At 69.0% G+C, this 19,434-nt stretch carries 15 protein-coding genes and 2 pseudogenes; 6 read left to right on the forward strand and 11 right to left on the reverse strand.

All coding sequences use genetic code 11. The features are described 5' to 3' along the window. Nucleotides 1-48: 48 nt before the first annotated feature. On the forward strand, nt 49-1,311 hold the full coding sequence (locus tag ACWEO7_RS04155) for a glycosyltransferase (RefSeq protein WP_452420611.1): 1,263 nt from the start codon (nt 49-51) through the stop codon (nt 1,309-1,311). Then, nucleotides 1,308-3,605 (forward strand): glycosyltransferase family 39 protein, encoded by a 2,298-nt coding sequence (locus tag ACWEO7_RS04160; RefSeq protein ID WP_452420613.1) that lies wholly within the window; start codon nt 1,308-1,310, stop codon nt 3,603-3,605. Before ACWEO7_RS04155 ends, ACWEO7_RS04160 begins: the two co-directional genes overlap by 4 nt. A gap of 153 nt (nt 3,606-3,758) precedes the next feature. Here ACWEO7_RS04160 and ACWEO7_RS04165 read toward each other — a convergent pair whose 3' ends face one another. Continuing rightward, on the reverse strand, nt 3,759-4,529 hold the full coding sequence (locus ACWEO7_RS04165) for an SDR family oxidoreductase (protein ID WP_452420614.1): 771 nt from the start codon (nt 4,527-4,529) through the stop codon (nt 3,759-3,761). Between the two features lie 243 nt (nt 4,530-4,772). Here ACWEO7_RS04165 and ACWEO7_RS04170 point away from each other — a divergent pair, with 243 nt between their 5' ends. From ACWEO7_RS04170 to ACWEO7_RS04180, 3 genes and pseudogenes are all read left to right on the forward strand, one after another. Further along, nucleotides 4,773-5,138 carry a hypothetical protein gene (locus tag ACWEO7_RS04170; protein ID WP_452420616.1) on the forward strand — a complete coding sequence of 122 codons (366 nt, stop codon included), beginning with the start codon at nt 4,773-4,775 and terminating at the stop codon, nt 5,136-5,138. 574 nt (nt 5,139-5,712) lie between these two features. Beyond that, a pseudogene (locus ACWEO7_RS04175) lies at nt 5,713-5,934 on the forward strand (hypothetical protein); the annotation flags it as partial. Between the two features lie 73 nt (nt 5,935-6,007). After that, nucleotides 6,008-6,817, forward strand: a pseudogene (locus tag ACWEO7_RS04180) (glycosyltransferase 87 family protein); the annotation flags it as partial. On the opposite strand, the gene ACWEO7_RS04185 reads toward ACWEO7_RS04180, so the two are convergent. The 7 genes from ACWEO7_RS04185 to ACWEO7_RS04215 are packed head-to-tail and all read right to left on the reverse strand — an operon-like array spanning nt 6,788 to nt 15,879. Beyond that, on the reverse strand, nt 6,788-7,402 hold the full coding sequence (locus tag ACWEO7_RS04185; RefSeq protein WP_355071605.1) for a TetR/AcrR family transcriptional regulator: 615 nt from the start codon (nt 7,400-7,402) through the stop codon (nt 6,788-6,790). The pseudogene ACWEO7_RS04180 and the gene ACWEO7_RS04185 sit on opposite strands and share 30 nt — an antisense overlap. A 5-nt stretch (nt 7,403-7,407) precedes the next feature. Then, entirely contained in the window at nt 7,408-8,184 is a 777-nt protein-coding gene (locus ACWEO7_RS04190; RefSeq protein ID WP_452420618.1) for an enoyl-CoA hydratase family protein, read from the reverse strand. Nucleotides 8,185-8,194: 10 nt separating this feature from the next. Then, on the reverse strand, nt 8,195-9,409 hold the full coding sequence (locus ACWEO7_RS04195; RefSeq protein WP_452420620.1) for an acyl-CoA dehydrogenase family protein: 1,215 nt from the start codon (nt 9,407-9,409) through the stop codon (nt 8,195-8,197). Beyond that, the gene (locus ACWEO7_RS04200) at nt 9,406-11,412 is read right to left on the reverse strand and encodes an acetyl/propionyl/methylcrotonyl-CoA carboxylase subunit alpha (protein WP_452420622.1); all 2,007 of its coding nucleotides are present in this window, start codon (nt 11,410-11,412) and stop codon (nt 9,406-9,408) included. Before ACWEO7_RS04200 ends, ACWEO7_RS04195 begins: the two co-directional genes overlap by 4 nt. An 8-nt stretch (nt 11,413-11,420) precedes the next feature. Then, the gene (locus ACWEO7_RS04205; protein WP_452420624.1) at nt 11,421-13,019 is read right to left on the reverse strand and encodes an acyl-CoA carboxylase subunit beta; all 1,599 of its coding nucleotides are present in this window, start codon (nt 13,017-13,019) and stop codon (nt 11,421-11,423) included. Continuing rightward, nucleotides 13,016-14,167: an acyl-CoA dehydrogenase family protein gene (locus ACWEO7_RS04210; RefSeq protein WP_452420626.1), complete on the reverse strand. Its 1,152-nt coding sequence runs from the start codon at nt 14,165-14,167 to the stop codon at nt 13,016-13,018. The genes ACWEO7_RS04205 and ACWEO7_RS04210 overlap by 4 nt, the downstream gene beginning before the upstream one ends. Then, nucleotides 14,164-15,879, reverse strand: coding sequence for an acyclic terpene utilization AtuA family protein (locus ACWEO7_RS04215; protein ID WP_452420628.1), 1,716 nt, complete (start codon nt 15,877-15,879; stop codon nt 14,164-14,166). The genes ACWEO7_RS04210 and ACWEO7_RS04215 overlap by 4 nt, the downstream gene beginning before the upstream one ends. A gap of 181 nt (nt 15,880-16,060) precedes the next feature. On the opposite strand from ACWEO7_RS04215, the gene ACWEO7_RS04220 reads away from it, so the two are divergent. Beyond that, nucleotides 16,061-16,219, forward strand: coding sequence for a hypothetical protein (locus tag ACWEO7_RS04220; RefSeq protein WP_356962800.1), 159 nt, complete (start codon nt 16,061-16,063; stop codon nt 16,217-16,219). 21 nt (nt 16,220-16,240) lie between these two features. Here the strand turns inward: ACWEO7_RS04220 and ACWEO7_RS04225 are convergent, their stop codons facing one another. From ACWEO7_RS04225 to ACWEO7_RS04235, 3 genes are all read right to left on the reverse strand, one after another. Beyond that, nucleotides 16,241-17,161 (reverse strand): adenylate/guanylate cyclase domain-containing protein, encoded by a 921-nt coding sequence (locus ACWEO7_RS04225; RefSeq protein ID WP_452420630.1) that lies wholly within the window; start codon nt 17,159-17,161, stop codon nt 16,241-16,243. Nucleotides 17,162-17,516: 355 nt separating this feature from the next. After that, the gene (locus ACWEO7_RS04230; RefSeq protein WP_450015392.1) at nt 17,517-18,278 is read right to left on the reverse strand and encodes an ABC transporter permease; all 762 of its coding nucleotides are present in this window, start codon (nt 18,276-18,278) and stop codon (nt 17,517-17,519) included. Continuing rightward, nucleotides 18,278-19,222, reverse strand: a complete 945-nt coding sequence (locus ACWEO7_RS04235) for an ABC transporter ATP-binding protein (protein ID WP_364424617.1) — start codon at nt 19,220-19,222, stop codon at nt 18,278-18,280. Before ACWEO7_RS04235 ends, ACWEO7_RS04230 begins: the two co-directional genes overlap by 1 nt. Nucleotides 19,223-19,434: the final 212 nt, after the last annotated feature.

The following is a 19,434-nucleotide window of genomic DNA, read 5'->3' on the forward strand; positions in this document are numbered from 1 at the left end:
CAGCTGAGGCCCAGCGCGGTGGCAGTGTGGCCGTCGAGTCTGGTTCGCATGACCGAGACTTCCACCGTCGCGGCGACGGAACGGACCGAGACCACGGGCGCGCCCGTGCTGGACGTGGTGATACCCGTCTACAACGAAGAGACCGACCTCGGCGTGTGCGTGCGCAGACTGCACGCCTACCTGCGCGAGGGCTTCCCGTTCCCGGCGCGCATCACGGTCGCCGACAACGCGAGCACCGACGCCACGCTCCAGGTCGCCCAGCTGCTCGCGGAGGAATTGGACGATGTGCGCGTCGTCCATCTGTCCGCCAAGGGGCGCGGTCGGGCGCTGCGCGCGGTGTGGGAACACTCGGACGCGCAGGTGGTCGCCTACATGGACGTCGACCTGTCCACCGACCTGAACGCCTTGCTCCCGCTGGTCGCGCCGCTGATCACCGGGCATTCGGACCTGGCCATCGGCACCCGGCTCGACGCCGCGTCCCGCGTTGTGCGCGGACCCAAGCGCGAGATCATCTCGCGCTGCTACAACCTGCTGCTGAAGGCCTCGCTGCGCGCGCACTTCTCCGACGCGCAGTGCGGCTTCAAGGCGATGCGCACCGAGGTGGCGCGCCGCCTGCTGCCGCTGGTGCACGACGGGGAATGGTTCTTCGACACCGAATTGCTGGTGCTCGCCGAGCGCGCGGGTGTGCGGATTCACGAGGTCCCGGTGGACTGGATCGATGACCCGGACAGCCGCGTCGACATCATCGACACCGCCCGCAAGGACCTGCTCGGCATCTGGCGGCTGGGTCGGGCGCTGGCGACCGGCGCGCTGCCGCTGGAGGAACTGCGCCGCTCGGTGGGCCGGGAACCGCTGGTGCCCGGCGTGCCGCTGGGCATGGTGGGTCAGCTGGTGCGGTTCGCGATCGTCGGTGTGTTGAGCACGCTGGCCTACCTGCTGCTCTACGTGGCGCTGCAACCATTGACCGGCGCGCAAGTGGCGAACTTCGCCGCCCTGCTGATCACGGCGGTGGGCAACACGGCGGCCAACCGGGCCTTCACCTTCGGCGTGCGCGGCTCGAACGGGGCCGTGTCGCACCAGTTCCAAGGTTTGGTGATCTTCGGCATCGGGCTGGCGCTCACCAGCGGTTCGTTGTTCGCGCTGCATCGGTGGGCGCCGGACTCCTCGGTGCATCTGGAACTGTTCGTCCTGGTGGCGGCGAACCTGGTGGCGACGCTGCTGCGGTTCGTCGGGCTGCGCTGGGTGTTCCGCGACAGCGGAGGCGATCGTGCGTCGAACGCATCGGGGCGCGCCGCGGAGGTTCGTCGATGACGGCGACTCTGACCGCGCAACCGGTCGCGGCCGAACCGCGGCCCCGGGCCGAACGGAACTGGGAGTTTCCGGCGCTGGCGGCGCTGCTGCTCGGCACGGCGGTGGCCTATCTGTGCAACCTGAGCGCCAATGGGTGGGCGAATTCGTTCTATTCCGCCGCGGTGCAGGCGGGCTCGGTGTCGTGGAAGGCGTTCTTCTTCGGGTCTTCCGACGCGGCCAATTCGATCACCGTGGACAAGCCACCCGCCTCGCTGTGGTTGATGGAGCTTTCGGTGCGGGCCTTCGGGCTGGGCAGCTGGAGCATCCTGGTGCCGGAGGTACTGCTCGGCGTGGCGAGCGTGGCACTGCTGTGGGCGACGGTGCGCAGGCCGTTCGGGCCCGCGGCCGGATTGCTCGCCGGGTTGGCGCTGGCGGTGACGCCGGTCGCGGCGTTGATGTTCCGCTTCAACAATCCCGAAGCGCTCTTGGTGTTCTTGATGGTCGCCGCCGCCTTGGCGATGACCCGGGCGGTGGAGGACGGCCGCTGGCGGTGGCTGGTACTGACCGGCGCGCTGATCGGATTCGGCTTCCTCACCAAGCAACTGCAGGTGCTGCTGGTGGTTCCGGCGCTCGCGCTGACCTATCTGCTCGCGGGCCCGCCGAAGCTCGGCAAGCGCGTCCTGCAACTCTTCGCGGCCGGGGCCGCGATGGTGGTGGCCGCGGGCTGGTGGCTGCTCGCGGTGGAGTTGTGGCCCGCCTCGTCCCGTCCGTGGATCGGCGGCTCGCACCAAAACTCCATCCTGGAACTCACCCTCGGCTACAACGGGCTCGGCCGGCTCAACGGCAACGAGCGCGGCAGTGTCGTACCGGGCGGCGGTGAGCTGCCGCCGGGCGGCAACGGCATGTGGGGGGAAACCGGCATCACGCGGATGTTCGAACCGGCACAGGGCGGTCAGATCGCGTGGTTGATCCCCGCCGCGCTGGTCGCGCTGGTCGTCGGGATCCTCCTGCGCGGCAGAGCGGCTCGCACCGACCGGCAGCGCGCTTCGCTCGTCCTCTGGGGCGGATGGCTGCTGGCGACCGGGCTGGTGTTCAGCTTCATGGCGGGCATCTTCCACCAGTACTACACCGTCGCCCTGGCTCCGGCCGTCGCCGCGCTGGTCGGCGCGGGCGCGGTCCTGGCGTGGCGAGGGCGGCATCGGCCGTGGGTGCGGCTGGCGTCGGCACTCGCGGTGGGTCTCACCACGGCGACCGCGTGGATGCTGTTGTCGCGCAGTCCGGAATGGCAGTCGTGGCTGCGCTGGACGGTGCTGGTCGTCGGCGTGCTCGCGACACTCGCCGTGGTCGTTCCCGCGCCCCGCAAGCCGGCCGCGGTGTCGGCGCTGGCGGTCGCGTTCACCTTCCTGGCCGGGCCTGTCGCCTATGCCGTCGACACCATCGCGACGCCACACGCCGGTTCGATTCCTTCGGCGGGGCCGAACGTCGCGATGCGCGGGCGGCCACCGTGGGGCGAAGGCATGCCCGGCATGGGTCGCCGCATGCAGAACGGAACGAGCACGGGCCGCGACGGCGCCGCGCAAGCACCGGGTGGCACACCGCCGGACGGAGGTTCGCCGGGTACGGCACCGGACGGCCGAATTCCTCAGCCGGGCAGCCGACTTCCGGGCTCCGGACCGCAGGGCAACGCGCCCGGCGGCCGGACACCGAGCGGCGGACGCCAGGGCACCACGCCCAACGGGCAGGCCCCCGGCGGCGCGGGTACGCCGCCAGGCTTCCCGCCCGACGGGCAAGCTCCTGACGGCGCGGGGACACCGCCGGGTTTCCCGCCCGGTACCGCGCCGCAAGGCACCGCGCCCGGCGAGCAGGCACCGGACGGCACCGTGTTCCCGCAGGGAACGGGCGGTATGCCCGGAGACGGCGGTCCCGGTCCCAATGGCGGCGGTGGGATGGGCGGCCTCCTCGGGGCGAGCGAACCGAGCGCGCGGATCGTGTCCCTGCTCGAGCAGAACGGCGGCGACTACACCTGGGTGGCCGCGGCCATCGGCTCGAACAGCGCCGCGGGCTTGCAGTTGGCCACCGAACTCCCGGTGATGCCGATCGGCGGCTTCAACGGCAGTGACCCCTCGCCGACGCTGGAGCAGTTCCAGCGGTATGTCGCCGAAGGGAAGATCCACTACTTCGTCGGCGGCGGCCGCGGCGGGCCCGGTTCATCCAGTTCCTCTCCCAGTGCGCAGATCTCGCAGTGGGTCGAGGAGAACTTCACCGCCGTCCAGGTGGACGGGGTCACCTTGTACGACCTGACCGCTGCCCACTGAAACCACGCGATGCGGCCCTGTCGCCCTGCATCCCTCGGAGCCGCATCGCCTTCCACTGTTCAGCGCATTCCTCTGCACTCGCTGAACACCGCATCCGCACCGGCGTCATACCTCGGCGCCGGTGCGGACCGCGTTTTCGACGTCTTCGCGTGGCTACCGGACGGACTCGACCCACTCGGCGAACGTCGGGCCTGCGAGCTTGGCGTGCGGGCCAGGGAGGAGTCCACCGTTTTCGAACACCTCACGATCGGGATTGTCCTGGTCGCTCACCTCGACGACGTGTGCGGGTGCGCCGCGACGGGCGGCGAGCAGGGTTGCGGCACCGGCCATCGTTTCCGGTTGCGGGCCCGCGATTTCCGGGAATGGAGCCGCGGTGGTCTCGGGCGCGGGGCCGAGCGCCAGGCGGACCAGTTCCTCGGCGACGGTACGCGCGGCGACCAGTTGGGTGCGCATCCCGGCGAGGTAGGCGGTGTCTCCCTGGGTGCCCCACCCCATCATCAGCTCGACCAGTTCGTGGAACTGCGCCGCACGCAGGATCTGCACCGGCAGCGGCCCTTCCAGCAGCGCTCGTTCGTGGGCCAGCTTGGCCGCGTTGTATCCGGCGGTGGTGCCGTCGATGCCGATGATCGATGCCACCACCAGTCGCTCGACCCCTGCCTTCTGTCCCGCTTCGTGCAGATTGCGCGCGGCCGCGGTGAAGAAGGCCGTCGCCACCTCCCGGTCCGGGGACGGCGTGCTGGAAACGTCGATCACGACGCGCACACCATCCAGCGCATCGACCAGGCCCCGCCCGGTCTCGATGTCGACACCGTCGGCCCGGGAGAAGGCGACCACGTCGTGCCCCTGCTCGTTCAGCACATCCACCACGTGCCTGCCCAGCCGCCCGGTCGCGCCCGCTACCGCGATCTTCGTGGCCTTCACCATGATCCTCACTCCTTGTGTCGCTGCGTCGTTTCGCGTTCACAGGAAGGACGACGCGACGTCGGCGAGTGTGACATCGACCCGAAGGCGCTCGGAGTTGGCACCGGCGCAGGCTATTCGAGCGTCAGGCCTTGGCACACCGCAAAACTCCAGCGATGATGATCGGATGCGTGACAGCGCACATTCCGGAGCCGGAGCCCGGAGCGCATCAGGTCATGTGTCCACCGCGAACATTCAGGGAGACAGTTGAACGCTTTCACGAAGCTGGCCGTGACGGTGGTCAGCGCACTGGTCGCAACCGCGCTCACCGTCGGATTCGCCGCCACCGCGTCGGCCGCGCCCGTCGACCGCACCGAACCGATCGCCGCGGCGACCAGCGAGACTCCGCAGGTGACCTACATCAAGGCGTGCCTGCCGCCCGGCGACACGATCGAACTGCGCACGGGAATCGGCGCGGCGATCGGCGCCGCCATCGGCGCGCTGGTCGGCCTGCCCGTCTTCTTCGTCGGCGCGATCCCCGGCGCGATCATCGTCGGCCTGATCGGCGCCGCCATCGGAGCCTCCTCCTACGCCATCGACTCCGGGCGCCTCGAGCAGCAAGGATTGTGCTGATCGGTCACAGCGCGTGAGCGCGCCGAGTTCGGTGGAGCCCTAAGCGAATTCGTTGAACATGAGGGGCGCGAGTTGCCTGTCGCGCCCCCACGGATTCGCGCGATCACATGCACCAGGACATCGGGACCCGGTAAGCGGCGCTTCCCACACAGGGAGGCCAAAAGTGACACATGTTATTTCCTAATGGTAATACTACTTTCGTAGTAGCCGTATCGTTAGACGAGCTCACGGTTTCGGCGTTGCTTTCGGAACCGCGCCGAACATGTTGTCCGGCAACGGTTCCGCCGATCGATCGTCATCTGATGAAGGAAAGTTCATGGCAACTGTCGCACCGGCGACAACTGTCGTTGTCGCGCAGGCGACGGAACTATCGACCGCGCGCAGCCGACCGCCGCGGGCCGCGCTCGCCCTGGGCGCGGCCATCGTGTTCACCGCGATCTCCCTGGCGGCCTGGCTGCTGTTCTTGCGGCCGAACTGGGAAATGTACTGGCATCAAATAGATCTGCAGGTCTACATGTGGGGCGGCAAGGCCGCCGCCCTACACCCGGATCAGTTGTACACCGCTCGCGGCCCGATGTTCCTGCCGTTTCTCTATCCCGTCTTCGCCGCGTGGATCTGCGCCGAATTGGCGCGGTTCCCGATCGACTACATCGGCACCGGCATGGTGGTCACGACGCTGATCTCCCTGTATGTCAGCGTGTGGTGCACCGCTGTGCTGATGCGGTATCGGCGTGGGCTCGGCATGCCTGCGATGACGCTCGCCGTCGGCAGCGCCGCACTCTGGCTCGAGCCGGTGCAGCAGACCTTCCGCTTCGGGCAGATCAGCATGATCCTGATGGCCATGGTCTTGGTCGACCTGGCCACGCCGAAGCGCCGCTGGAGTCCGCGGCATCCTCATCGGTATCGCCACCGGCATCAAGCTGACGCCCGCGGTGTTCATCGCCTATCTGGTGATCACACGCCAATTCAAGGCCGCTGCCGTCGCGGTGGGCGCGTTCGCGGCCACGGTCGCGGCCGGGCTCTGGTATCGGCCGACCGAGGCGATCCAGTTCTGGACCACGACTGTGGCGTCGCAGAACCGGATCGGCTTCGCGTACGTGCAGAATCAGTCGCTCAACGGTGTGCTCGGCCGCCTGCAATGGACCACGTGGGACAGTCATGTGCTGTGGCTCCTCGGCGCCGGTGGGCTCGGGCTGGCCGGGTTGGCCGCCGCGCGGATCGCCTACCAGCGGGGAGAGGAGATGCTCGGCGTCCTGCTCGCCGCCGGTGTGACGCTGCTGTGCTCACCGATCTCCTGGACGCACTATTGGGTGTGGGCGGTGCCCGCGCTCGTCTGGGCTGTGCACGCGCTCTCCCCACGGGCGCGGACGGCAGGCATCGCCGCGGTCACGACGATCGCACTGTTCGCCTTCGCGTGGCCGATGCAAGTCGACTCGATCGGAGCATGGGATCAGACGCTGCCGCTGCTTCCGCAAGGCCTGATCTGGTTCGTACCCCAGACCAACGGCCGGGAATTCCATTGGACCGTCGTGCAATTCCTGGTCGGCAACTCCTACGCTCTGCTCACCCTCGGCGCCATGGTCGCCGCGATAGCCCTGCTCCTGAGCGCGCCGAGACCGGCACCCAGTGACCCGATCGCGGACTCCCGCTCAGCGAGGAGCGTGCAAAGCGGCGTGTAGCGTGGCCGCCCATTGCTCGACTATGCGCTTGCGGCGGGCCGAGTCGTCGGTGAGGACGTCGGCCAACCCCAGGCCGCGCGCCATGTCCAGGGTCGCCTGGACCAGGTGATGGGTGACCGGATCGGAGTCGTCCACGCCGAGGGCCTCGATCGCGCGACGGTGCGACGCGCGGCCGAAGCGGGCTTCCAGCGGGACGATGCGTTCGCGCAGCACCGGGTCGGCCGCGGCGTGCGTCCACACCTGCAACGCGGCTTTGAACAGCGGACTGGTGTACGACTCGACCAGCCCCGCCACCACCGCCTCCGTACGGCCGACGCCGTCGCCCAGCTCCCCCAGCGACGACGCCTCTTGCACCGCCTGCCCGCTGCGCGTGTCGAACATGAACTCCAGCGCGGCGGTGATCAAATCCTCCCTGGTGGGAAAGTGATGCTGCGCCGCGCCACGCGACACCCCGGCCCGTTCGGCGACGACCGCGACCGTCGCGGCGGCCCAGCCCATCTCGGCCAGACAGTCGATGGTCGCCTCGAGCAGGCGCTGCCGGGTGGCTCGGCTGCGGTCCTGCTTGGGTTCGTGAGGTGTCGCCATGGTCGTTATTCTGCCCAGCTCGGCGGGCGGCGCTGCAAAAAGGCCAGCATGCCCTCGTGCACTTCGGGGGTGCCGAAGAAGCTCGCCGAACGCCGCGCGAGCTCCTCGGCGGAGGCGTCGAACTCCGCGAGGATGCCCGCGTTGACCAGCCGCTTGGCCTCGGCCAGCCCCTGCGGGGAGCCCTTGCGCACTTCCCCGCACAGCCGCGCCACCTCGGCGGCCGGGTCGTCGGCGGTCACCGTGACCAGGCCGATCTGCTCGGCGACGGCGGCGTCGAACTTCTCGCCGGTGAGGTAGTACCTGCTGGCCGCGCGCGGATCGAGCCTGGGCAGCAGGGTCAGCGAGATCATGAACGGCGCCAGCCCGATCCGCACCTCGGTGAGCGCGAAACTGCTGCCCCGCCCGGCCACGACGATGTCGCAACCGGCCACGATGCCCATGCCGCCCGCCCGCACGTTGCCGTCGATCCGCGCGATCACCGGCTTCGGGATCTCCACCAGCCTGCGCAGCACGCCGATCATGACCCGGGTGCGCTCGTCGGCGGCCACGGCCGGATCGGCGTCGCTCGCCTCGCTCAGATCGGCGCCCGCGCAGAAGGTGGTGCCGGTGTGCGCGAGCACGACGACGCGCACCTTCTCGTCGTCGGCGGCGTCGTCGAGTCCGCGCAGCAGCTCGGCGACCAGCTTGGACGACAGCGCGTTGCGGTTGTGCGGCGAGTCGAAGGTGAGCGTCGCCACGCCGCCGCTCACCTCGTAGCGGACGAACGGAGCCGTCTCGGTCATGCGCGTCCTCTCAGTACGACTTCGGCAGGCCCAGCGAGTACTGGGCGACGAAGTTCAAGACCATTTCCCGGCTCACCGGCGCGATGCGGCCGATGCGAGCGGCGGCGAGCATGGCGGCCAGTCCGACGTCCTTGGTCAGGCCGGAGCCGCCGTGGGTCTGGACGGCCTGGTCGAGCGCCTTGATACTGGCTTCCGCCGCCGCGTATTTCGCCATGTTGGCGGCCTCGGCGGCGCCCATCTCGTCGCCCGCGTCGTAAAGGGTCGCGGCCTTCTGCATCATCAGCTTCGCCAGCTCCACTTCGACCTTCACCTGCGCCAGCGGATGCGAGATCCCCTGGTGCGCACCGATCGGCGTCTTCCACACCGTGCGCTCCTTGGCGTATTCCACCGCGCGTTCGATGGCGTAGCGACCCATGCCGACGGCCATCGCGGCACCCATGATCCGCTCCGGGTTCAGGCCCGCGAACAACTGCATCAACGCGGCGTCCTCCTTGCCGACCAGCGCGGTGGACGGCAGCCGGACGTCGTCGAGGAACAGGTTGTACTGGTGATCGGGCTCGATGATGTCCATCTCCTGCGCCGTCTTGGTGAAGCCTTCGGCGTCGGTCGGCACGATGAACAGGGCGGGCTTGAGCTTGCCGGTCTTGTGGTCGGAGGTGCGGGCCACGATCAGCACGGCCTCGGCCTGGTCCGCGCCGGAGATGAAGATCTTGCGGCCGTTGAGGATCCAGTCGTCACCGTCGCGGCGCGCGGTGGTGGTGATCTGGTGGGAGTTGGAGCCCGCGTCCGGCTCCGTGATGCCGAACACCATCTTGCCGGAGCCGTCGGCGAGCTTGGGCAGCCATTCCTGCTTCTGCTCGTCGGTGCCGTACTTGGTGATGATGGTGCCGCAGATGGCCGGGGAGACCACCATCAGCAGCAGGCCCGCGCCCTGCGCGGACAGCTCCTCCAGCACCAGCGACAACTCGTACATGCCCGCGCCGCCGCCACCGTATTCCTCCGGCAGGTTCACGCCGAGGAAACCGAGTTTGCCCGCCTCCTGCCACAATTCGTCCAGCGGCTCGCTCTTGCGCGCCTTCGGCAGCACGTAGTCGCGGTAGTTGTACTTCGCGGCCAGCGCGGCGACGGCGGCCCGCAGCGCCTTCTGCTCGTCGGTCTCAATGAAAGGCCCACCCGCCGCCCGGCCGCCGCCCCTCACCGAATCGCTGCGCGATGCTGTAGTCATAACTTCTCCTGGAGTTCTACGGGTTCGACGACCGCGAGCACGGCGCCGACGTCGACCTGCTGGCCGACGGTGACGTTGACGGCGCTGAGCACACCCGCGGCGGGCGCGGCGATGGTGTGCTCCATCTTCATCGCCTCCAGCCACAGGATCGGCTGGCCCTGTTCGACATGGTCGCCGACCTCCGCGCCGAGCCGGATCACGCTGCCCGGCATGGGCGCAAGCAGGGAGCCGGTGGCCACCTGGTCGGCCGGGTCGCTGAAGCGCGGCAGCCTGCGCAGGGCTACCGGGCCGAGCGGTGAGTCGACGTAGACTTGGTCGCCGTAGCGGGCGACCTCGAACTGCCTGCGCACCGGGCGGCGCTCACCCGGAACCGACAGCACGACGCGATCGGGAGCCGACTCGACGAGAGCGAGACCGTCGTGACCGTCCACGGTGACGGCGGTGCGGCCGAACCGGTAACCCACCTCGTGCGTTCCGGTAGTGCGGCTTTCGTAGGACTTTCGCTGTGACTGCGAGGGGAGATTGCGCCACCCGCTGGGCAGCCCGCCGCCCATCCGCGCGCTGTCCCGGTTGGCGGCGGCGTCGGCGAGCGCGGCGGCCACAATGGACAGCGCCTCGTCGGACTCCGACACCAGCGGCGCGGCCAGGGCGTCCAGCCCATGCGTGGTGAAGAACGCGGTGTCGGTGTCACCCGCCAAGAACGCCGGATGACGCAGCACGCGCACCAGCAGGTCGCGGTTGGTGACCAGGCCGTGGATCTTCGCGCGGTGCAGCGCCGAAGCCAGCAATCGTGCAGCCTCGCTGCGGGTTTCGGCGTAGGAGATGACCTTGGCCAACATCGGGTCGTAGTGCACGCCGACCACCGAGCCGTCCACCACGCCCGTGTCGAGCCGCACGCCCGGGCGGTCCAGCAGGTCGAACTCGGTGAGCACCGACGGGATATCGATCCGGTGCACGGTCCCGCTCTGCGGCTGCCAGTCGTGCGCCGGGTCTTCGGCGTAGAGCCGGACCTCGATCGAATGCCCGTGCATGGCGGGCGGTTCGGCGGGCAACACGCCGCCGACGGCAACGTCCAGTTGCAGGCGCACCAGATCCAGCCCGGTGGTGCACTCGGTGACCGGATGCTCCACTTGCAGGCGGGTGTTCATCTCCAAGAAGAAGAACTCGCCCTGCTCGTCGGCGAGGAACTCGACGGTGCCCGCACCGGTGTAGCCGATCGCGCCCGCCGCCAGCCGCGCCGCCTCGAACAGCCGCGCCCGCATACCCTCGGTGCGCTCCACCAGCGGCGACGGAGCCTCCTCGAGCACTTTCTGGTGGCGGCGCTGGATCGAGCACTCACGCTCGCCGACCGCCCAGATCGTGCCGTGCGTGTCGGCCATCACCTGGACTTCGATGTGCCTGCCGGTCTCGAGGTAGCGCTCGCAGAAGACCGTCGGATCGCCGAAGGCGGATTCCGCCTCGCGCCGGGCGGCCTCGATCTGCGCGGTCAGGTCGGCCAGCTCGCGCACCACGCGCATACCGCGTCCGCCGCCGCCGGCGGAAGCCTTGATCAGCACCGGCAGGTGCGCCTCGGTGACCTCGGCCGGGTCCAGTTCGGCGAGCACCGGCACGCCCGCGGCGTCCATCATCTTCTTCGCGGCGACCTTCGAGCCCATCTGCTCGATCGCCTCGACGGGCGGCCCGATCCAGACCAGCCCGGCGTCGAGCACGGCCTTGGCGAATTCGGCGTTCTCGGAGAGGAATCCGTATCCGGGATGGATGGCGTCGGCGCCCGCGGCGAGCGCGGCCTCGATGATCAGCTCACCGCGCAGATAGGTCTCCGCGGGTGTGTTGCCGGGCAGGCGCACCGCGGCGTCCGCCTCGGTGACGTGCGGCGCGGCGGCATCCGCGTCGGAGTACACCGCGACGGTGCCCAGACCCGCTCGGCGGCAGGTCGCGAAGACCCGGCGGGCGATTTCGCCCCGGTTGGCGACGAGAACGTTCGTGATATCCGCACCTGTCATGTTCGGCCTCACATTCGGAAGACGCCGAAGCCATCGGCGCCTTTGATCGGGGCGTTGTGAATGGCCGACAGGGACATTCCCAACACGGTGCGGGTATCGCGCGGGTCGATGACGCCGTCGTCGTAGAGCCGCCCGGACATGAACATCGCCAGCGATTCGGCCTCGATCTGCGCCTCCACCATGGCGCGCATCCCGGCGTCGGCCTCCTCGTCGAACGGCAGGCCCTTGGCCTCGGCGGCGGCCCGGCCGACGATCGAGATGACGCCCGCCAGCTGCGCACCGCCCATCACAGCGGATTTCGCACTGGGCCAGGCGAAGACGAAGCGCGGGTCGTAGGCACGGCCGCACATGCCGTAGTGGCCCGCGCCGTAGGACGCGCCCATCAGCACCGAGATGTGTGGCACCTTCGAATTGGAGACCGCGTTGATCATCATCGCGCCGTGCTTGATGATGCCCCTCTGCTCGTACTCCTTGCCGACCATGTAGCCGGTGGTGTTGTGCAGGAACAGCAGCGGGGTGTTCGTCTTGTTGGCCAGCTGGATGAACTGGGTGGCCTTCTGCGATTCCTCGGAGAACAGCACACCGCGCGCGTTGGCCAGGATGCCGACCGGGTAACCGTGCAGCTCGGCCCATCCGGTGACCAGGCTGCTGCCGTAGAGCGGCTTGAACTCGTCGAAATCCGAGCCGTCCACGATGCGGGCGATCACCTCGCGCGGATCGAACGGGATCTTCAGATCCGACGGCACGATGCCGAGCAGATCCTCCGCGTCGTAGAGCGGCTCGATCACCTCGGCGCGCGGGGCGGGACCCTGCTTGCGCCAGTTCAGCCGCTTGACGATGGAGCGGCCGATGCGGATCGCGTCCTGCTCGTCCACGGCGTAGTAATCCGCCAGGCCGGAGATCCGCGCGTGCATGTCCGCGCCGCCGAGGGATTCGTCGTCGGATTCCTCACCGGTGGCCATCTTGACCAGCGGCGGACCGCCGAGGAACACCTTGGAGCGCTCCTTGATCATCACCACGTGATCGGACATGCCGGGGATGTACGCGCCGCCCGCGGTGGAGTTGCCGAACACCAGCGCGATGGTCGGGATGCCCGCCGCCGACGCCTGGGTGAGGTCGCGGAACATCCGGCCGCCGGGGACGAAGACCTCCTTCTGCGTGGGCAGATCCGCGCCGCCGGATTCCACCAGCGAGATCACCGGCAACCGGTTCTCCCGCACGATGTCGTTGATCCGCAACGTCTTGCGCAGCGTCCACGGGTTCGAGGTGCCGCCGCGCACGGTCGGATCGGGCGCGACGATCATGCACTCGACGCCCTCCACGATGCCGATGCCCGCGATGGTGCTGCCGCCGACGTGGAATTCGCTGCCCCAGCCCGCCAGCGGGCACAACTCCAGGAACGGCGAGTCCTCGTCGACGAGCAGCTCGATGCGCTCGCGCGCGGTCAGCTTGCCGCGCTTACGATGCCGCGCCAGCTTGTCCGGCCCACCGCCCGCGATGGCTTTGGCGAACTCCGCGTCGACCTCGGCGAGCTTGGCCGTCATCGCCTCCGCGGCCGCCTCGTACTCGGGCGCGGCGGTGTCCAAGGTGCTGCGCAAGATGGTCATGACTGGTACCCCAATCGCTTCGCCGCCAGTCCGGTCAGTATTTCGGTAGTGCCGCCGCCGATCCCGAGGATGCGCATATCCCGGTACTGACGCTCGATCTCGGATTCGCGCATGTAACCGAGGCCGCCGAACAACTGGACGGCCTGGTTGGCCACCCACTCGCCCGCTTCCACCGCGGTGTTCTTCGCGAAACACACCTCGGCGATCAGGTCGGTCTCGCCTTCGGCGCTGCGCTGCACCACATCCCGGGTGTAGACGCGGGCCACATCGATCCGACGCGCCATCTCGGTGACCGTGTTCTGCACCGCCTGCCTGCTGATCAGCGGGCGGCCGAAGGTCTCGCGATTGCGCACCCACTCCAGCGTCAGTTCCAGGCAGCGCTGCGCGCTGGAATACGCCTGCACCGCCAAGCCGACGCGCTCGCTGACGAACGCGCCCGCGATCTGGTAGAAGCCGGAGTTCTCCGGGCCGACCAGGTTCTCTACCGGCACCCGGACGTCGACGTAGGACAGTTCGGCGGTGTCGGAGGCCAGCCAGCCCATCTTGTCCAGCTTGCGGCTGACCGTGAAGCCCGGCGTGTCCTTGTCGACGATGAGCAGCGAGATGCCGCCGGAGCCCGGCCCGCCGGTGCGCACCGCGGTGACCACGAAGTCGGCGCGGACGCCGGAGGTGATGTAGGTCTTGGCGCCGTTGACGATGTAGTGGTCGCCGTCGCGGCGCGCGGTGGTGGTGAGGTGCCCGACGTCGGAGCCGCCGCCGGGCTCGGTGATCGCGAGCGATCCGATCTTCTCGCCCGCCAAGGTCGGCTTCACCCAGCGCTCGATCTGCGCGGCGTTGTCCGAGGCGATGATGTGCGGCACGGAGATGCCGCAGGTGAACAGGGAGGCGAACAACCCGCCGGACGCACCGGCCTGGTGCATCTCCTCGCAGACGATCATCGCGTCCACGCCGTCGCCGCCGGAACCGCCCGCGGATTCCGGGAACTGCACGCCGAGCAGGCCGAGTGCGCCCGCCTTCTTGTGCAGCTCGCGCGGGATCTCACCGGCGCGCTCCCAGCCGTCCAGGTACGGCAGGATCTCGCGTTCCACGAATCCGCGCACCGTGGAACGCAATTCGCGTCGTTCCGGCGTTTCCCAGAGTTTCGTCATGTCAGCAGCTCCACTGGAATGTCGAGGTGACGAGACCGCAGCCATTCGCCGAGTCCCTTGGCCTGCGGGTCGAAGCGGGCCTGATAGGCCACACCCTGGCCGAGCAGGCCTTCGATGATGAAGTTCAGCGCCCGCAGATTGGGCAGGACGTGCCGGGTGACGGTCAGCGAAACCACTTCCGGGAGGAGTTCTTTGATGCGCTCCACGGTGAGCGTGTGCACCAGCCAGCGCCATTGCTCGTCGGTGCGCACCCACACACCGATATTCGCGTCACCGCCTTTGTCACCGCTGCGTGCCAGCGCGATGGTTCCCAGCGGCACGCGGCGAGTTTCCCCGGCGGGCAGCGGTTCCGGAGCGGGCGGCTCGTCGACGGCGGCGAGTTCGGCCGTCTCCGTCGCCGGGGCGATCTCGACGCGGGCGCCGTCGGGCAGCACCGCCGTGTGCGGCACTTCGGCGGCGTCGACGAACCCGGGCGTGAACACGCCGTAAGGAGAACCGTTGCCCGGCAAGGTGGTGAAGCTGCACCCCGGATAGCTGGCCAGCGCCAGCTCCACCGCGACGTTGGAGAACGCGCGCCCGACCTTGTTCGGGTCCGGGTCGCGCACCACACAGCGCAGCAGTGCGCTGGCCTGCTCCTCGGTGTCGGCGTCCGGGCGGTCCAGGCGGGCCAAGGTCCAGGTCAGCTCGGACGGTCGGCTCGGCAGCCAGGACTCCAGTTGCCGTTGCGCCAGTTCCGCTTTCGCTTCGATGTCCAGACCGGTGAGCACGAATTCCATCTCGTTGCGGAAACCGCCGAGGGTGTTCAGCGAGACCTTGAGCCGGGACGGCGGGGCCTCACCGGTGACGCCGCTGATCCGCACCCGGTCCGGGCCGTCCTGGTCGAGCCGGATCGTGTCCAGGCGGGAGGTGACGTCGGGCCCGGCGTAGCGCGCTCCCTGGATCTCGTACATGAGCTGGGCCTCGACCGTGTCGACGGTGACCGCGCCGCCGGTGCCCGCGTGTTTGGTGATGACGCTGCCGCCGTCGGCGCGGATCTCCGCGATCGGGAAACCCGGCCTGCCCAGATCGGCGAGCTCGGTGAAGAAGGCGTAGTTGCCGCCGGTGGCCTGGGTGCCGCACTCGATGACATGCCCGGCCACCACCGCGCCGGCCAGGCGGTCGTAATCCGTTCGACTCCAACCGAAGTGCGCGGCGGCGGGGCCGACGATCACCGAAGCGTCGGTGACCCGGCCGGTGACCACGATGTCCGCGCCCGCGTTCAGGCATTCGACGATGCCCCACGCGCCGAGGTAGGCGTTGGCGGTCAGCGGCGCGCCGAAGCCGAGGTCACCGGCGCGCGAGAGGAGGTCGTCGCCCTCGACGTGCGCGATCTTGGCGTCCAGTCCGAGGTCGGCGGCAACCTTGCGCAGACGCTGCGCCAGACCGGCTGGGTTCAGGCCGCCCGCGTTCGCCACGATGCGCACGTTGCGTTCGAGCGCCAGCCCGAGGCAGTCCTCGATCTGCTTGACGAAGGTCTTGGCGTAGCCGAGGTCCGGGTCCTTCATCCGGTCCCGGCCGAGAATCAGCATGGTGAGTTCGGCGAGATAGTCGCCGGTGAGGACGTCGAGCTGTCCCCCTTCCAGCATCTCGCGCATGGCGCCGAGCCGGTCGCCGTAGAAGCCGGAACAGTTGCCGATCCGGAGCACGTCCGGGTCGGCGGCCAGCATACTCATCAGCGGGAATGCCTCCTGTACGGCGAACCGTCAGGATGAGCCGCATGCCGCACCCGTGAAGTCCGCGTTCCGCGACCAGCATCACACCGGGGCCAGAAAAAAGCAAGCATGCGTGCTTGTTAATTGCCGACCCGCCGCCCCGGCCACCGGGAGACCGAGTGGACTGGAGCAAGATGGCACCGTGTCCAGCGACGTCACCGTGATCGTTCTGTTCGCCCTGGCGGGCTTCCTGCTCGGCGGCGTTTACACCACCTGGAGGACGGCCCGGCCGCTGTCCATCGCGCTCGCCGTCTGCGCCGCCCTCGCGGCGGGCGGCGCGCTGGCCTGGTGGCTCGGATAGATCGAGTGGAGAGGCGGCCGCTCAGCCCCTCGACAACCGGAAGATTCGCAGGTCCTCAGGGACACCGTTGAGTGGCGCCGCGAAGAAGCTGCGGCGATACGGCTTGGCCGCCAAGCCCAGCTCCGCCAGCGTCTCCGGCCGCAGCCCCTGGAGCGTGGCCTCCGACAGCATGGTGTTGCCGTTGCCGCCCGCCTCCATGACCCGGGCCGCGATGGTGACGTCCACCCCGAGCCAGTCGCCCCCGATCTCACGCGGGGAACCGGTGTGCAAACCGATCCGCATCTGCGGGGTATAGCCGCGCACCTGCACGTCGGCCAGGTTGCGCTTGGCGGTCACGGCGGCGCGCACCGCCCGGTCGGCCGAAGGGAACACCGCCATGACCCCGTCGCCCATGCGCTTGACCACGTGGCCGCCCCGCTCGGCGATCGGCGGCTCGATGGCCTTGGCCACCTTGCGCAGCAGTTCCAGGGTGGCCTCGTCACCGGCCGACAGCGACCAGCGCGAGAAGGCCACCAGATCGGTGAACATGACAGTTACTTCTTGGCTACCTTTACCGCGTCCCATCCGCTCCAACGCGGCCTGCCAGACCTGCAAGGCGCCGAAGCCGATCTCCCGCGCGGCGCTCGGTGCGTCGCCGACCAGTTTGTCCGCCGCGCGCGCGACCGCTCGCGCCCCGCCGGGCCCGGAAACCGACAGCGGGTCGCCGAAAGCGGGATCACCCGGCAACTGCTGCCGCGCCTTGCGCAGCACGCCGATCAGGTCCGCCCGCTGATTCGCCGCGCTCACCAGCCCGGATATCTGGCCACGACGTAACCCGCCGGAACGGCGGGGAGCAGCGTCCGGATCGGACGGCTCCAACGGAATGACCACCTCGGGCGGTCCCCCTCCTTCGGCCTCCGGCCCCGACCCTGGCTCGGCGCCGCCGGAAGGTGTTTCATGCACGCCCCGAGGGTATCTCAGCCGATCCGACGTCGGCAGGTTACCGATCATCACCATGTGCCACCTCCGCTGCGAACCTCAGCGAGCACACCGTCGGGCCCGGCATTGGATAACGAGCTGGTTGCTGCACCGAGGCTACTCGGGCGAGAAGGGGTCTCGGAACCGGCAAGCGGCATAGTTTCCTCGATGTTCACACGCACGATCGGCCCGGCGCGAGGGGTTCGCACCGGGCCGATCAGGGCACCGTCCGCCGGGCAGTGACGGGCGGTGGGGGGAGCGCCGGACCTCCCGACAAGGTCGGCGCACCGTCAACCCGAGTGGCGAGGGAAGGCGACTCGGGTCGTCAAGGGAACTCGTCTCAAGCGTCGCGCTGGTTCACCACGACCAGCGACGCGCCGAAGACGATCGCGACGAAGACGGTGAAGTACAGCAGGCTGCCCCAGGGTCCCCAGTGCCAGTTGGCCGTGGACGGGGAGGCGCTCATGAAATGGTTCGCGTTCGCGAACGGCAGGAACGGGGTGACATTGCGCCCGAAGCTGCCGAACGCACCGAGCAGCCCCTCGATGAGCAGCGGCCACAGCACGATCAGCGAGATCGCGGCGGCGGATTGCCGCACCAGCACGCCGACGCCGACCGCGAGGACGACGCACAGGAACGCGTAGATCGGGATGGAGTAGACCTCACGCCAGTCGGCCGCGCTGGACAGCGTGAGCGCCGCGCCCGCGTCCGGCCCGCTGATCGCCTTGGCCACCACGTAGGCGACGAACGCCAAGGCGATGGTCAGCAGCGCGCCGTACACGCTGACCAGCCCAGCCTTGGTCAGGACGACCTTGGCCCGGTGCGGCGTCGCCTGGAACGTCGTCCGGATGATGCCGAAGCGGTATTCGCTGGTCACGGTCAGGGTGGCCATGATCATCAGGACCATCACGCCGAAACCGCTGATCCCGGCCACCGCGGTGGAGACCGTCAGGTCGATCGCGCCTTCCTTGCCGTAGGACGCGCGCGCCACCGAGGCGAGCAAAGCGGCCATGCCCAGCGCGAGGGCAATGACGATCGCCGAGCACCACCAGGGCGACCTGGTCGAGGTGAGCTTGATTCGTTCCGCTGCCAGCACGCCCATCAGAGCGCACCTCCCATCACCTGATCGAAGCCTTCGCCGTGGTACTCCACCGCGCCGCCGGTCATCCGCATGAACGCCTCTTCCAGCGACGCGCGCTGCGGGGCCAGCTCGAACAGCGTGATGCTGTTCTCGCCCGCGAGCTTGCCCACCGCGTCACTGGAGACGCCCGCCACCATGAGCGCGGGGCCGTCGGCACTCGCGCCGTCCTCCCGGACGGTCATGCCGTTGGAGGTGAGCACGCTGCGCAGCTGGTCGAGTTGCGGGCTGCGCACCCGGACCGTCTGCTCCGAGGCGCGTTCGATGAACTCCTGGGTGGTGGAGTCCGAGATCAGCTTGCCGCGCCCGATCACAACCAGGTGCTCGGCGGTCTGCGCCATTTCCGACAGCAGATGGCTGGAGACCAGCACCGTGCGGCCCTCGGCGGCCAGCCGCTGCATGAAGCGGCGGATCCACAGGATGCCCTCCGGGTCGAGCCCGTTCACCGGCTCGTCGAACAGCAGCACCTCCGGGTCGCCCAGCAGCGCGCCGGCCAGGCCGAGCCGCTGCGACATGCCGAGCGAGAAGCCGCCCGCCGACTTGCCCGCCACCTCGGACAGGCCGACCAGCCGCAGCACTTCCTCCACCCGGGACTTGGCGATGTCGTTGGAGGCGGCCATCCACTCCAGATGAGCCCGCGCCGACCGGTTCGGATGCACCCACTTGGCGTCCAGCAGCGCCCCGACGGTGCGCAGCGGATGGTCCAGCTCGTGGTACGGCCTGCCTTTGATCAAGGCGGTGCCCGCGGTGGGCTTGTCCAAGCCGAGGATCATGCGCATGGTGGTCGATTTGCCCGCGCCGTTCGGCCCGAGGAACCCCGTTACCTGCCCGGGGCGAACGGTGAAGGTCAGATCCTGCACCGCTACGGTCTGCCCGTAGTGCTTGGTGAGGCCTTTCAGCTCGATCATGCCGCCCAGCATTCCGCAAATCGCGGGCGCGCGCGTCGGTAATTAGTGCCGAGTGGGATCATCCTCGAGGATGAGGGGATGGAATAGGGCACCCCTAGCTTGAGTTTTAACCTCTGGGCTGGGTTTTCAATACCCCGGGTGATCATGGGTGAAGCCCTTGGTTGATCATGTCTCCTTGCGACAGAAAGACTTTCGATAACCAAGGGCTTCGG

The organism is Nocardia sp. NPDC004260 (genome assembly GCF_053603155.1).

Coding starts and splice junctions, on each gene's coding strand:
- ACWEO7_RS04155 (WP_452420611.1), top strand. CDS start 49: ATGACCGAGACTTCCACCGTCGCGGCGACGGAACGGACCGAGACCACG.
- ACWEO7_RS04160 (WP_452420613.1), top strand. CDS start 1,308: ATGACGGCGACTCTGACCGCGCAACCGGTCGCGGCCGAACCGCGGCCC.
- ACWEO7_RS04165 (WP_452420614.1), bottom strand. CDS start 4,529: ATGGTGAAGGCCACGAAGATCGCGGTAGCGGGCGCGACCGGGCGGCTG.
- ACWEO7_RS04185 (WP_355071605.1), bottom strand. CDS start 7,402: ATGGCGACACCTCACGAACCCAAGCAGGACCGCAGCCGAGCCACCCGG.
- ACWEO7_RS04190 (WP_452420618.1), bottom strand. CDS start 8,184: ATGACCGAGACGGCTCCGTTCGTCCGCTACGAGGTGAGCGGCGGCGTG.
- ACWEO7_RS04195 (WP_452420620.1), bottom strand. CDS start 9,409: ATGACTACAGCATCGCGCAGCGATTCGGTGAGGGGCGGCGGCCGGGCG.
- ACWEO7_RS04200 (WP_452420622.1), bottom strand. CDS start 11,412: ATGACAGGTGCGGATATCACGAACGTTCTCGTCGCCAACCGGGGCGAA.
- ACWEO7_RS04205 (WP_452420624.1), bottom strand. CDS start 13,019: ATGACCATCTTGCGCAGCACCTTGGACACCGCCGCGCCCGAGTACGAG.
- ACWEO7_RS04210 (WP_452420626.1), bottom strand. CDS start 14,167: ATGACGAAACTCTGGGAAACGCCGGAACGACGCGAATTGCGTTCCACG.
- ACWEO7_RS04215 (WP_452420628.1), bottom strand. CDS start 15,879: ATGAGTATGCTGGCCGCCGACCCGGACGTGCTCCGGATCGGCAACTGT.
- ACWEO7_RS04230 (WP_450015392.1), bottom strand. CDS start 18,278: ATGGGCGTGCTGGCAGCGGAACGAATCAAGCTCACCTCGACCAGGTCG.
- ACWEO7_RS04235 (WP_364424617.1), bottom strand. CDS start 19,222: ATGATCGAGCTGAAAGGCCTCACCAAGCACTACGGGCAGACCGTAGCG.